The sequence below is a fragment of the Mycobacterium sp. genome (genome assembly GCF_035274705.1).
GTDB lineage: Bacteria > Actinomycetota > Actinomycetes > Mycobacteriales > Mycobacteriaceae > Mycobacterium.
In genome coordinates this window covers 1-12,547 of sequence record NZ_DATENY010000042.1, presented here as the reverse complement: position 1 = coordinate 12,547, position 12,547 = coordinate 1, and the positions used below count along the sequence as shown (strand labels likewise).

Sequence of the window (12,547 nt, the reverse complement as noted above, 5' to 3'; positions counted from 1 at the left end):
CCCGACGGCGGCATGCACTCGCTGTGGACCGACGTGTTGGCTCACCAGGAGTTCGCCCCGCGGGTCCCGACGGACTACGACGCGGCATACAGCGAGGCGTTCGAGAAACAGCTGGCCGAGCACGCCGACGAACTGGCGGCTGTGATCGTCGAGCCGGTGGTGCAGGGCGCGGGCGGGATGCATTTTCACGACCCGCGGTACCTCGCCGATCTGCGCGAGGCGTGCGACCGGCATGGCGTGCTGCTGATCTTCGACGAGATCGCCACCGGATTCGGGCGCACCGGCGAGCTGTTCGCCGCCGACCACGCCGGTGTCAGCCCGGACATCATGTGTGTGGGCAAGGCCTTGACGGGCGGCTACATCACGCTGGCCGCCACGCTGTGCAGCCGCGAGATCGCGCACACGATCAGCACCCACGCGCCGGGCGCGCTGATGCACGGCCCGACGTTCATGGCCAATGCGCTGGCGTGCGCGGTGGGCGTGGCGTCCGTCGAGGTGCTGCTCGGCAGTGATTGGCGGTGTCAGGTGTCCGAAATCGAGACCGGGCTGCGTTCTGGGCTGGCGCCGGCGGCGGCGCTGCCGGGTGTGGCGGATGTCCGGGTACTCGGAGCGATCGGCGTGATCGAGATGGATCGGCCGGTCGATCTGCGGGTCGCGACACCCGCTGCACTGGAGCGCGGGGTTTGGCTGCGGCCGTTCCGCAATCTCATCTACGCGATGCCGCCGTACATCTGCGGGCCCGACGAAGTGGGGCAGATCACCTCGGCGATGGTGGGCGTCGCGGGTGCGTTAACCTGAACACTGTTCAATTGTCGGCTCGGCCGACGTGTTCAAGTCAGGAGGTTCAGGTGACACGCGTTGGTCTTTCCCCGCTGGCCTGGCTCGACGAGGTCGCAGAGCAGCGGCGCACCGCCGGACTCCGCCGGGCTTTGCGTGCCCGCCCGCCCGTCGGCGCGGAACTGGACTTGGCGTCCAACGACTACCTCGGCCTCTCGCAGCACCCGTCGGTGATCGAGGGCGGGGTCGAGGCGTTGCGCACGTGGGGCGCAGGCTCGACGGGCTCACGGCTGGTCACCGGTAACACCGAACTGCACGAAGACTTCGAGACTGCGCTGGCCGGTTTCGTCGGCGCGGAGTCGGCGCTGGTGTTCTCCTCGGGATACACCGCGAACCTGGGTGCAGTGGTGTCGTTGTCGGGGCCAGGGTCGCTATTGGTTTCCGACGCGCTGACGCATGCGTCTTTGGTCGACGCCTGCCGGCTGTCGCGCGCCAGGGTGGTGGTGACACCGCACCGCGACGTCTCGGCCGTCGAGGCCGCGCTGGCCGCGCGCGACGAAGAGCGTGCCGTCGTGGTGACCGATTCGGTGTTCTCCGCCGATGGTGTGTTGGCGCCCCTGCGGTCGTTGCATGAGGTGTGCCGACGCCACGGCGCACTGCTGATCGTCGACGAGGCACACGGCTTGGGGGTGCGCGGCAGCGGCGGGCGCGGTCTGCTGCATGAGGTCGGCCTGGCCGGCGCACCCGACGTCGTGATGACGACGACGCTGTCCAAGGCGCTGGGCAGCCAGGGCGGCGTGGCGCTCGGGCCGTCGGCGGTGCGCGAGCATCTGATCGACGCCGCGCGGCCGTTCATCTTCGACACCGGGCTGGCGCCGGCGGCGGTCGGCGCCGCCCTGGCCGCGCTGCAGGTGCTGACCGACGAGCCGTGGCGAGCAGAGGCGGTGCTGAAACATGCTGCGGCGCTTGCTGATACGTGCGGTGTCGCGCAGCGTCCTGGCTCGGCGGTGGTGTCGGTGATCCTCGGCGAGCCCGAGGTCGCTTTCGGCGCCGCGGTGGCCTGCCTCGACCGCGGCGTGCGGGTCGGCTGCTTCCGTCCGCCGACCGTGCCCGCGGGAACGTCGCGCTTGCGGCTGACGGCGCGGGCGTCGCTGTCAGCCGAAGAAATGGCGTTGGCCCGTGAGGTGCTCACGGAAGTGTTACCCGCACGCTCGTGAGCGTTCTGGTCGTCACGGGCACCGACACCGGCGTCGGCAAGACGGTGGCCACTGCGGCGCTCGCTTGTCATGCGCGGCTGGCCGGCGTCGGCGTCGCGGTGTGCAAACCCGTGCAAACCGGTAGCCCTCGCGACGACGACCTCGCTGACGTCGGCCGGTTGGCCGGGGTGACGGCGCTCTACGGGTCGTGGCGCTATCCCGAGCCGCTGGGTCCGGTGGCGGCGGCTGAGCGCGCCGGCATGGCGTTGCCCACGCGCGACGAGCTGGTGGCATCGGTCCGCAGCGTCGACGCGGGGCTGACGTTGGTGGAGGGCGCCGGTGGCCTGCTCGTCGAATTAGGGGAGGACGGGGCGACGTTGCGCGATGTGGCCCGCGATCTGTCTGCGCCGGTGTTGATCGTTGTCTCACCGGGGTTGGGCACGCTCAACCACACCATGTTGACGTTGGAAGCCCTTGCTGCCCATGGTATTCCGTGTGCGGGATTGGTGATCGGCGCATGGCCATCCGAGCCGGGCGTGACCGAGGCGGGCAACCGAGACGCGCTTTCGCGGCTGGCGTCGCTGCGTGCCGTGCTGCCCGCGGGCGCGGGTGCGCTGGGCGCAGGGGAGTTCGAGACGATGAGCGCGTCGGCGTTCGACCCGGATTGGGTCAAGAGCCTGGTCGGCTGATGGTCCATTCCGTCGAGCTGGTTTTCGACCCGGACACCGAGGCGGCGATCCGACATATCTGGGATGGATTGCGCGAGGCCGGAATTCCGAGTCAGGCGCCCGCGAGCCGGCCTCATGCGACGCTGACGGTGTCCGAGCGGATCGACCCCGTCGTGGACTCACTGCTGAGGCCGTTGTTGGACCGGTTTCCGTTCGAATGCCGGATCGGCGCGCCGCTGCTGTTCGGCCGGTCCAAGGCGGTGCTCGCACGGTTGGTCGTGCCCACGATCGAGCTGCTCGACGTACACGCCGACGTGCACCGGCTCTGCCTCGCGCATCAGGAGCCCGCTCCGATGCCGAACTCCGCACCCGGACACTGGACTGCGCATGTCACGTTGGCGCGTCGCGTGGCGCCGGGGCAATTGGGCCGGGCCCTGCGTATCGCGGGTAAGCCGTCGGAGATCGTAGGCCGCGTCGTGGGCCTGCGTCGCTGGGATGGCGGCGCCAAAAGCGAATACCCAATCAGTTGACCTGAGCCGCAACCTTTTTCGGCACACACATCCGCCAGGCGTCGATCACCAGCTCGCGCACCTCCTCGAGGTCGATCGCGTCGAGTTGGACGTGAATCCAGTTGTATCTCATGTCTGACTTGCGCGGCAGCATGAACTTGTCGGGCTCGGCGGCCACCATCGCCGCGCGTTCCTCCCTGGGGAAGCCGACGCCCATCACGGTCTCGTCGCGGGAGAACGCCACGAAGACGATCTGTCCGACCCGGAATTTGATCTGGTCGCGCACCACGACCTCGTAGGCCCTTGGCAGTGGCGCAATGATGTGCCGAACGTCGTCGACGGTGATCACATTGCCGAGGCTAGTCGGGCTGCCCGACAAGGATTCAGTTTGGCGGACGACCCAAGCCTACGGAGCACCCGATCGGCTGACATGCTTGGCGTATGGACCGGATTGCGGTCATTCGTGCCGAATCCCACCGCTTCGCCGATGTGCTGGCCACCGCAGAGCCCGACGACCGATGCCCGACATGCCCGGAGTGGAGCGCCGCCGACCTGCTCTGGCATCTGACCAATGTGCACTACTTTTGGGCCGGTGTGCTGGCGCGCAACGCCCGCACCGAATCCGACATTGCGGCCGTCGAGCAGGCGAAACCCGACCGCCCCAGCGCCATACCGGATCTACTCGCGCTGCGCGAGGGGGCGACGACCGCCCTGCTGGACCAGCTCGGCCGGCTCGACGACGCCGCGCCGCGCTGGACGTGGTGGCCGGCGGACCAGACGGTCGGCTTCACCCGCCGGATGCAGACCTACGAAGCGACGATGCATCGCGTGGACGCCGAGCTGGCCGCGGGCTTGCCGATCGGTCCGATCGCCGCTGACGTAGCGGCCGGCGCGGTTGACCACGCTGTCGATGTGATGTGGGGCTGGCTGCCCGACGGGGCGACCTACGAGCCTCGCGCCGTCGTCGAGTTCGTCGCGACCGACGTCGATCGGCGGTGGCTGGTCGAGGTGGGCCAAACAACGGCCGGCTCGCCCCGGGCGGTGCGCGCGACGAACGGGGTGCCGACGGCCTCGGTCACCGCCCCGGTTGTAGACCTCGCGCTGTGGGCGTGGACGCGCGGCGGAACGGTGGAGATTTCGGGGCGGGCGGCGTCAGTTGCGGCTCTCGACGCGATCGTCGCCGACGGCATGCCGTGATGCTTGGGTGGCAATGCCGTCGACAAGCAAACGAAGCCCGAACGCGAACCGCGCGGTGGGATCTTCGGAAAGCACCGATTGGCCGTCGGGCAACTCGGCGCCTGCCGCGTCCCACTGCAGCCGCGACTGCTCGTCGGCGGTGGAGCCGAGCACGTAATAGATGACCGTGCGGGCGGCCAGTTCTGTGTGAGCGGGGTCCACGCCGGCGTCGGTGGTCGCGTCGGTCAGCCGCATCAGAATCCGCGCCATCGCTTCAGATTGGCCTGCCGCGAAGCTCGCCGACACCAGCTCGGCGCCGTCGGTGTGCGATAGCAGCGCATTGCGCAGCCGCTCGCAGACCCCCGTGACGTGCTCGCGCCATCCGCCGGGGACGTCTCCGACGGATTTCAGGACGCGATCGGCGACCGCTCCGAGCAGCTCCTGTTTGTTGGCGAAATGCCAGTACAGCGCGCCGGGCGAGACGTTCAGCTCGCGGGCCAGCCGCCGCATCGTCAGGTCGGCGATCCCATAGTTGTCCAGCAGGGTTGTCGCCGCCTCGACCACGTCGCGTTTGTGGAGTTGCACACCGGTACCCTAACCTGAACACCGTTCAATTGTCGGCTCGGCCGACGTGTTCAAGTTTCACAGGAGGCTATTCGGGTGAGCGACATTCTGGCGGAGGCTCGCGAGCAGGTACTGGAGCGCGGCGAGGGCCTGAACCAGGAACAGACGCTGCGGGTGCTGCAGCTGCCCGATGACCGCCTCGACGAGGTGCTGGCGCTGGCGCACGAGGTGCGTATGGCATGGTGCGGACCCGATGTCGAGGTCGAGGGCATCATCAGCCTGAAGACCGGCGGCTGCCCGGAGGACTGCCACTTCTGTTCGCAGTCAGGGCTTTTCGCGTCGCCTGTGCGCAGCGCGTGGCTGGACATCCCGAGCCTCGTCGAAGCGGCCAAGCAGACCGCCAAGACCGGCGCGACCGAGTTCTGCATCGTCGCCGCCGTGCGCGGACCCGACGAGCGGCTGCTGGCCCAGGTCGCCGCGGGCATCGAGGCCATCCGCAACGAGGTCGACATCCAGATCGCCTGCTCGCTGGGCATGCTGACCCAAGAGCAGGTCGAGCGGCTTTCAGACATGGGCGTGCACCGCTACAACCACAACCTCGAGACCGCGCAGTCGTTCTTCACCAACGTCGTCACCACCCACACCTGGGAGGAGCGTTGGGACACCCTGCAGATGGTCCGCGAAGCGGGCATGGAGGTGTGCTGCGGCGGCATTCTTGGGATGGGTGAAACCCTCGAGCAGCGTGCCGAATTCGCCGCCAACCTCGCCGAGTTGGACCCTCACGAGGTTCCGCTGAACTTCCTGAACCCACGCCCGGGTACGCCCTTCGGGGATCTCGACGTGTTGCCGGCCTCGGAAGCCTTGAAGGCCGTCGCGGCCTTCCGGCTTGCCTTGCCACGCACCATGCTGCGGTTCGCCGGCGGCCGGGAGATCACGCTCGGCGACCTGGGTGCCAAGAAGGGCATCCTCGGCGGCATCAACGCCGTCATCGTCGGCAATTACCTGACCACGCTGGGAAGGCCGGCTGAGTCTGATCTCGAGCTGCTCGACGATCTGCAGATGCCGATCAAGGCGCTCAACGCCAGCCTGTAAATGGTGGCCAAGTTCAACGTCTACACTGGCGAGCCCGCCGGCGGGGCAGTGCCGTCTGCCGCGCAACTCGGCCTGGAACCGCCACGGTTCTGCGCGGAGTGCGGGCGACGGATGGTGGTGCAAGTGCGTCCCGACGGCTGGTCGGCGAAGTGCTCCCGCCACGGCGAGCTGGATTCAAAGGACCTCGATGAACGACGTTGAGCCACCCCGCATTTCACGTCGGCGCGCGCTGTTGATCACGGTGGCCGGCTTGACGGTGGCCGGCGCCTTGGCAGGCGCGTTGTGGGCATGGCTGGCTCCACCGATCCACGGGGTCGTCGCCCTGACCAAGAGCGGTGAGCGAGTCAAGGCCTATCTGGGAAACGAAAGCGACCACTTCTTCATCGCGGCGTTCCTGATCGCGGGCATGCTCTCGGTGGTGGCGGTCATCGCCGCGGTGTTGTTGTGGCAATGGCGGGTTCATCGCGGGCCGGCGATCGTCGCCGCGCTGGCGACAGGCGCGGCGACGGCGGCAGGAGCAGCGGCCGGGGTTGGCGCGCTATTGGTTCGCTGGCGCTACGGCGCGATCGACATCGCGGGGGCGCCAGTGTCGCCAGAGCATCGTGTGCACTACGTAATCGAAGCGCCTGCGGTGTTCTTCGGGCACTCACCGCTGGTCATTGCCGCGACCATCCTGTTTCCCGCGGCGGCAGCTGCGCTCGTCTATGCCCTGCTGGCCGTGTCGACTCAGCGTGACGATCTCGGCGCCTGGCCGCCCGTCGAAGAGCCGGTGATCGGCCCGACCGTCACAGCGGACGGCGTTCTACCGTCCGCCCAGTGACGACCTTCGCGGCGATCTTGATCAGCCGCGCCATGCCGACGTAGGTCATCGGGTTCAGCAGCGTCGGCCACGTCGTCCGCACCAGGTGCTCGCCGAGCGGCTTGCCGTTGAAGCGATCGGTCAACCAGCGCAACGTCATTGGTGCCGACATCGGGTGCAGCAGCATGTGCTCGCTGAACATGTCGCGGTGGTAGGTCACCGAGGCGCCGCCCGACTGGTAGACGTGTGTCAAGTCGTCAATGTCATCGACCGAGACGATCCGGTCGTGCACTGCCTGCACGATCAGCACTGGCGGCGTCGGCACCGCGGTGCCGAGCTTGATGCTCTCGAACACGTGCTGCACCTCGGGCGTCTGCAGGATCTGCTCGAGCGGCTGATCGATCAGCTTGCCCATGTCCATGCCGATCAGGCGAAGCACCGCATGTGCGGTCGTCATCTTTTCGATGCGCAGCAGCATCGCCTTGCCTTCGTCGGTGGCGTGCTCCTGGATGACCCGGTCCAGCTCGGGATAGATGTGCGAGAGCGCCGCCACCACCATCGCGGGCAGCCCGGAGTAGAAACTTCCGTTGAGCCGGCGAAACGCATGTCCCAGGTCGGCGACCGGGGAACCGAGCACCGCCCCGACGATGTTCAGTTCGGGCGCATACGAGCCGCTGACCTCGGCCGCCCAGGCGCTGGCGAGGCCACCGCCGGAGTACCCCCACAGGCCCACAGGGGCGTCCTGTGACAGGCCAAGCCGTTCGTAGGCCAGGGCCGCGCGGATGCCGTCGAGCACGTGGTAGCCGGGTTCGTACGGGGCGCCCCACATGCCGCTCGGACCTTCATGGTCGGGCACTGACACCGCCCAGCCCTCCGCCAGCGCGGCGGCAACCAGGAAGAATTCGACTTGGGCAAGCGCACCAAGGGCTTTGGCGCCCCGCCGAAGCGCATACGACGGAAAGCAGCGGCCGGCCACCGCGTCGATCGCGCACTGGTAGGACACCAGCGGCACCGGGCCGTCGGCCGCGCGTTCGGTCGGCACGATCACCGTGGTGACGGTGGCCTGGGGTAATCCGTTGAAGTCAGTCGTGCGGTAGAGCAGCTGCGTGGCCGTGAACTGCTGCGGAATCAGACCAAGAAACGCCAGCTCGACGTCCCGCGAGCGCAGCACCGTGCCGGGACGGGAATGCTCGAAGCCTGGTGGCGGCTCGTAAAACGGGTCCTTGGCAGGGATGACGGGGCGGCTCTTGCGCTGCAGCTCCTGGTGGGCTGGCTGCCCGATCCATTCGGCGCCGGTCGACCGTGCCACGCTGCCCAAGTCCATCCGGGCATTGTTACTTAAGAGGGCGTTAAGAATCCAGTCGACTCACCCAGGCGGCCGCAATGCGGCGAATTCGTCGGTCACCCGGTATCGGGATTCGGCGAAGCGATACAGGGCCGCGGGACGGCCACCGCTGCGTCCCGAACGCGCCGTGGTGCCAGTACGGGTGATGACGTTGCGCCGTTCGAGCACGCGCTGCAGATTGGTCGCGTCGACCTGGTAGCCCAGCGTGGCGCTGTAGATGTCGCGCAGCGTGGAGAGCGCGAATTCCGTTGGCGCCAACCCGAACCCGATATTGGTGTACGACATCTTGGCGACCAGGCGGGTGCGTGCGTGCTCCACCATCGGCGCGTGGTCGAACGCCATCGGCGGCAGATCGCTCACCGGATGCCAGCGCGTGTCCGACGGCAGTTCTGGGGTCGCGGGGGAGGGTACGAGACCGAGGAATGTCGACGCGATGGTGCGTGGGCCAGGCACCCTGTTCGGATCGGAAAACACAGCCAGCTGCTCCAGGTGAGCAAGTTCACGCAGATCGACTTTCTCGGCGAGTTGGCGGCGAACCGAGCTGGTCATGTCCTCGTCGTCGCCCAGCCGACCGCCCGGCAGCGACCATTTGCCACGCTCCGGCTCGAGTGCACGCTGCCATAACAGCACGTTAAGGCCCGGTTTCCGGGAATCGACTCCGCGAACCTGGAACACGACGGCGAGCACCTCATGTGCGGTGCTAATATGTGGCATGTTTTCGATTATAAGTCGAAAACCTCCGATCGGATTGGAGAGGCACCCGTGACGGTTCTGGACCTTAGTCCCGCATATGACGGTGTCGTCGGCGACGAGGAGTGGGCGGCCGAGGTTCGGCGCCTAGCCGAGCTGCGCGGCGCGACCCTGCTCGCGCATAACTACCAGCTGCCGGCCATCCAGGACGTCGCCGACCACGTCGGCGACTCGCTGGCGCTGTCGCGTATCGCCGCCGAGGCGCCCGAGGACACCATCGTGTTCTGCGGCGTGCACTTCATGGCCGAGACCGCGAAGATCCTCAGCCCCGACAAGACCGTGCTGATCCCCGACCAGCGCGCCGGCTGCTCGCTGGCCGATTCCATCACCGCCGACGACCTGCGGGCGTGGAAGGCCGAGTATCCCGACGCCGTCGTCGTCTCCTACGTCAACACCACCGCGGCGGTGAAGGCCGAAACCGACATCTGCTGCACGTCGTCCAACGCCGTCGAGGTGGTGGCGTCGATTCCCGAGGACCGTGAGGTGCTGTTCTGCCCTGACCAGTTCCTCGGCGCGCATGTGCGCCGTATCACCGGCCGCAAGAACCTGCACGTGTGGGCCGGCGAGTGCCACGTGCACGCGGGCATCAACGGCGACGAGCTGTCCGATCAGGCCCGCGCCCATCCCGATGCCGAGCTGTATGTGCACCCCGAATGCGGTTGCGCCACTTCGGCTTTGTACCTGGCCGGTGAGGGCGCCTTCCCCGAGGACCGGGTGAAGATACTGTCCACCGGCGGAATGCTGGACGCCGCTCGCTCGACGAACGCCCGCCAGGTTCTGGTCGCCACTGAGGTCGGGATGCTGCATCAATTGCGCCGTGCCGCACCGGAAGTCGACTTCCGTGCCGTCAACGACCGGGCGTCGTGCAAGTACATGAAGATGATCACGCCTGCCGCCGTGCTGCGCTGCCTGGTCGAAGGCGCCGACGTCGTCGACGTCGATCCGGACATTGCCCAGCGGGCCCGCGCCAGCGTGCGGCGGATGATCGAGATCGGTCAGCCCGGCGGCGGCGAATGACTCGGCTCTTTGCGGCCTGTGGAGGGCGCGGCTACTGGCAGCAGCGGGCCGACGTCGTCGTCATCGGCACCGGCGTGGCGGGTCTGGTCGCTGCGCTCGCGGCGCATCGTCGCGGCCGAAAGGTGGTGGTGCTGAGCAAGGCGAGCGAGACGGCGACGTTCTATGCGCAGGGCGGCATCGCGGTGGTCCTGCCCGATACCGACGACTCGGTGGATGCACACGTCGCCGACACGTTGGCCGCCGGCGCCGGGCTGTGTGATCCGGAAGCGGTGCGCTCGATCGTCGCCGACGGCTATCGCGCGGTGGCTGAATTGGTCGACGACGGTGCGCGTTTCGACGAGTCGGCGCCGGGGCAGTGGTCGCTCACTCGCGAAGGCGGTCATTCGCGTCGGCGGATCATCCACTCTGGCGGCGACGCGACCGGCGCCGAGGTACAGCGGGCGCTCGATCATGCGGCGGCCTTGCTGGATATCCGTCGCAACCACGTCGCACTGGAACTGTTGCGCGACGGTGGCGCGGTGACCGGTGTGCTGGTGTTGACCGCGGATGGCCTTGGCGTCGTGCATGCGCCGTCGGTGATCCTGGCCACCGGGGGATTGGGTCATCTCTATGCAGCCACGACGAACCCGGAAGGGTCGACGGGCGACGGCATTGCCCTGGCGATGTGGGCCGGGCTGCCCGTCGGCGATCTGGAGTTCATCCAGTTTCATCCCACCATGCTGTACGACGGGCATGCCGGTGGCCGACGGCCATTGATCACCGAGGCGATTCGCGGCGAGGGTGCATTTCTTGTTGACGCCCAGGGGAATTCGGTGACAGCGGGTGTGCATCCGATGGGCGATCTGGCGCCACGGGATGTGGTGGCGGCAGCGATCGACGCGCGGCTGGCCGAAACCGGTGATCCTTGTGTGTACCTCGACGCGCGCGGCATCGACGGCTTCGAGCGACGGTTCCCGACCGTGACCGCGGCGTGCCGGGCGGCCGGCATCGATCCGACTCGTCAGCCCATTCCCGTCGTGCCGGGTGCGCACTACAGCTGCGGCGGCGTGATCACCGATGTGTATGGGCGCACTGGACTTTCGGGGTTGTTCGCCGCGGGCGAGGTGGCGCGCACCGGCATGCACGGAGCCAACCGGTTGGCGTCCAACAGCCTGCTCGAAGGCCTTGTGGTGGGCGGGCGGGCCGGCAAGGTCGCCGCCGAGCATGCCGCCGACGCCGGACCCAGCCATGCCGTCGTTGATGGGTTACCGATGCGCCGAGCCCTGCCGCGGGCAGAGTTGCAGCATGCGATGAGCCGGTACGCGTCCGTGGTCCGCGACGGGGACGGATTGAGACGGCTGGCACATGAACTAGCTGCGGCGACACCGCGTAATATGCGGTCCCGCACCGACTTTGAGGATGTCGCGTTGACGACTACAGCCGAAGCGGTCGCCGCGGCGGCATTGGCCCGCGCGGAATCCCGAGGCTGCCATCATCGCTCGGACTACCCCGACACCGACCCGTCGTTGGCGCGCAGCCTGGTACCCGCGGCGGCGTGCTGCTGATGGAGCTGAGCGCTGACGAGCTGACCGAGGCTCGCAGGGTGATCGCGCGTGGCCTTGAAGAGGACTTGCGCTACGGCCCCGATGTCACCACGTTGGCCACGGTGCCCGCCGAAGCGACGACCACGGCGTCGATGGTTGCCCGTGAACCTGGGGTGATCGCCGGTGTCGATATCGCCCTGTTGGTGCTCGACGAGGTGATTGGTCCTGACGGCTACCGGATCAAGCAACGGGTGGACGACGGCGCACGCGTGGATACCGGCGGGGTGGTGCTGATCGTCGATGCGCCGACGCAAGGTCTACTGACCGCCGAGCGGACCATGCTGAATTTGGTATGCCATCTATCGGGTATCGCGACGACGACGGCGGCGTGGGTCGACGCGGTGGCCGGTACGAAGGCGAAGATCCGCGACACCCGCAAGACGCTGCCCGGGCTGCGGACCCTGCAGAAGTATGCAGTGCGCGTCGGCGGCGGCGTCAACCACCGCATGGGTCTCGGCGATGCGGCGCTGATCAAAGACAACCACGTGGCCGCGGCGGGTTCGGTGGTGGAGGCGTTACGGGCGGTGCGCGCCGCCGCTCCGGATCTGCCATGCGAAGTCGAGGTTGATTCGCTCGAGCAGCTCGACGACGTCCTCGCCGAGGATGTGGAACTTGTTCTGCTGGACAACTTTCCGGTGTGGCAAACGCAGACCGCGGTGCAGCGTCGCGACGCTCGCGCGCCGAGCACCAAACTCGAGTCGTCGGGCGGGCTGGCGCTCGACACCGCGGCCGAGTATGGGGGTACCGGCGTCGACTATCTCGCGGTCGGCGCGCTTACGCATTCGGTTCGCGTTCTCGACATCGGCTTGGATCTCTAGCCCTTGACAGCATCGAGCCCCCCACCCGGCCGGTGAGGGGCTCGATGTCAGGGGACAGACAGTTACCCGTCGGCGCCGTCGCTGCCGTTGGTGGTGCTGCCGGCACCGCCGGCCCCACCCGGACCACCCGGGTGACCGCCGTTGCCGCCATTGCCTCCGGTGCCCGGTGTGCCGACGCCGAACCCGCCGGGGCCGCCCGCTCCGCCGGGAGCGTTGGAGCCCCCGTTGCCGCCGTTGCCGCCGTTGCCGCCGT

The 12,547-nt window shown here is 68.1% G+C and carries 16 protein-coding genes; 11 read left to right on the top strand and 5 right to left on the bottom strand.

The window, feature by feature from the left end; translation table 11 throughout:
* The 4 genes from VJV41_RS10830 to VJV41_RS10815 all read left to right on the top strand — a co-directional run.
* The coding region (locus VJV41_RS10830; RefSeq protein ID WP_325333498.1) for an aminotransferase class III-fold pyridoxal phosphate-dependent enzyme at positions 1-798 on the top strand (798 nt) is incomplete at its 5' end.
* A gap of 50 nt (positions 799-848) precedes the next feature.
* On the top strand, positions 849-1,994 hold the full coding sequence (locus VJV41_RS10825; protein WP_325333496.1) for an 8-amino-7-oxononanoate synthase: 1,146 nt from the start codon (positions 849-851) through the stop codon (positions 1,992-1,994).
* Positions 1,991-2,662, top strand: a complete 672-nt coding sequence (gene bioD, locus VJV41_RS10820; RefSeq protein WP_325333494.1) for a dethiobiotin synthase — start codon at positions 1,991-1,993, stop codon at positions 2,660-2,662. The genes VJV41_RS10825 and bioD overlap by 4 nt, the downstream gene beginning before the upstream one ends.
* Complete coding sequence (locus VJV41_RS10815) at positions 2,662-3,171, top strand: 2'-5' RNA ligase family protein (protein ID WP_325333492.1); 510 nt, start codon at positions 2,662-2,664, stop codon at positions 3,169-3,171. The genes bioD and VJV41_RS10815 overlap by 1 nt, the downstream gene beginning before the upstream one ends.
* On the opposite strand, the gene VJV41_RS10810 is transcribed toward VJV41_RS10815, so the two are convergent.
* Entirely contained in the window at positions 3,164-3,499 is a 336-nt protein-coding gene (locus VJV41_RS10810; RefSeq protein ID WP_325333488.1) for an MmcQ/YjbR family DNA-binding protein, read from the bottom strand. The two genes, VJV41_RS10815 and VJV41_RS10810, sit on opposite strands and share 8 nt — an antisense overlap.
* A gap of 92 nt (positions 3,500-3,591) precedes the next feature.
* Between VJV41_RS10810 and VJV41_RS10805 the strand changes: the two genes are divergently transcribed.
* Complete coding sequence (locus VJV41_RS10805) at positions 3,592-4,347, top strand: maleylpyruvate isomerase family mycothiol-dependent enzyme (protein WP_325333485.1); 756 nt, start codon at positions 3,592-3,594, stop codon at positions 4,345-4,347.
* Here VJV41_RS10805 and VJV41_RS10800 read toward each other — a convergent pair.
* Positions 4,303-4,911, bottom strand: coding sequence for a TetR family transcriptional regulator (locus VJV41_RS10800; RefSeq protein WP_325333483.1), 609 nt, complete (start codon positions 4,909-4,911; stop codon positions 4,303-4,305). The two genes, VJV41_RS10805 and VJV41_RS10800, sit on opposite strands and share 45 nt — an antisense overlap.
* A gap of 75 nt (positions 4,912-4,986) precedes the next feature.
* On the opposite strand from VJV41_RS10800, the gene bioB reads away from it, so the two are divergent.
* Genes bioB through VJV41_RS10785 form a run of 3 tightly spaced genes read left to right on the top strand, consistent with a single transcriptional unit; the run spans position 4,987 to position 6,802 of the window.
* A complete protein-coding gene (gene bioB / locus VJV41_RS10795) occupies positions 4,987-5,982 on the top strand; it encodes a biotin synthase BioB (RefSeq protein ID WP_325333481.1) in 996 nt (331 codons plus the stop codon).
* Positions 5,983-6,183 carry a hypothetical protein gene (locus VJV41_RS10790; RefSeq protein WP_325333479.1) on the top strand — a complete coding sequence of 67 codons (201 nt, stop codon included), beginning with the start codon at positions 5,983-5,985 and terminating at the stop codon, positions 6,181-6,183.
* Positions 6,170-6,802, top strand: coding sequence for a DUF2567 domain-containing protein (locus VJV41_RS10785; RefSeq protein WP_325333477.1), 633 nt, complete (start codon positions 6,170-6,172; stop codon positions 6,800-6,802). Before VJV41_RS10790 ends, VJV41_RS10785 begins: the two co-directional genes overlap by 14 nt.
* On the opposite strand, the gene VJV41_RS10780 is transcribed toward VJV41_RS10785, so the two are convergent.
* Together VJV41_RS10780 and VJV41_RS10775 are read right to left on the bottom strand one after the other, a co-directional pair.
* Positions 6,768-8,105, bottom strand: coding sequence for a lipase family protein (locus tag VJV41_RS10780; RefSeq protein ID WP_325333475.1), 1,338 nt, complete (start codon positions 8,103-8,105; stop codon positions 6,768-6,770). The genes VJV41_RS10785 and VJV41_RS10780 overlap by 35 nt on opposite strands.
* Before the next feature lie 42 nt (positions 8,106-8,147).
* Positions 8,148-8,840, bottom strand: a complete 693-nt coding sequence (locus tag VJV41_RS10775) for an NUDIX hydrolase (protein WP_325333473.1) — start codon at positions 8,838-8,840, stop codon at positions 8,148-8,150.
* Between the two features lie 48 nt (positions 8,841-8,888).
* Between VJV41_RS10775 and nadA the strand changes: the two genes are divergently transcribed.
* Genes nadA through nadC form a run of 3 tightly spaced genes read left to right on the top strand, consistent with a single transcriptional unit; the run spans position 8,889 to position 12,294 of the window.
* Positions 8,889-9,893: a quinolinate synthase NadA gene (gene nadA, locus VJV41_RS10770; RefSeq protein ID WP_325333469.1), complete on the top strand. Its 1,005-nt coding sequence runs from the start codon at positions 8,889-8,891 to the stop codon at positions 9,891-9,893.
* Positions 9,890-11,437, top strand: a complete 1,548-nt coding sequence (locus tag VJV41_RS10765; RefSeq protein ID WP_325333467.1) for an L-aspartate oxidase — start codon at positions 9,890-9,892, stop codon at positions 11,435-11,437. Before nadA ends, VJV41_RS10765 begins: the two co-directional genes overlap by 4 nt.
* Positions 11,437-12,294 (top strand): carboxylating nicotinate-nucleotide diphosphorylase, encoded by an 858-nt coding sequence (gene nadC, locus VJV41_RS10760; RefSeq protein WP_325333465.1) that lies wholly within the window; start codon positions 11,437-11,439, stop codon positions 12,292-12,294. The genes VJV41_RS10765 and nadC overlap by 1 nt, the downstream gene beginning before the upstream one ends.
* Positions 12,295-12,356: 62 nt before the next feature.
* Here nadC and VJV41_RS10755 read toward each other — a convergent pair.
* Positions 12,357-12,547: hypothetical protein (locus VJV41_RS10755; protein WP_325333464.1), on the bottom strand; the 191-nt coding region annotated here is incomplete at its 5' end.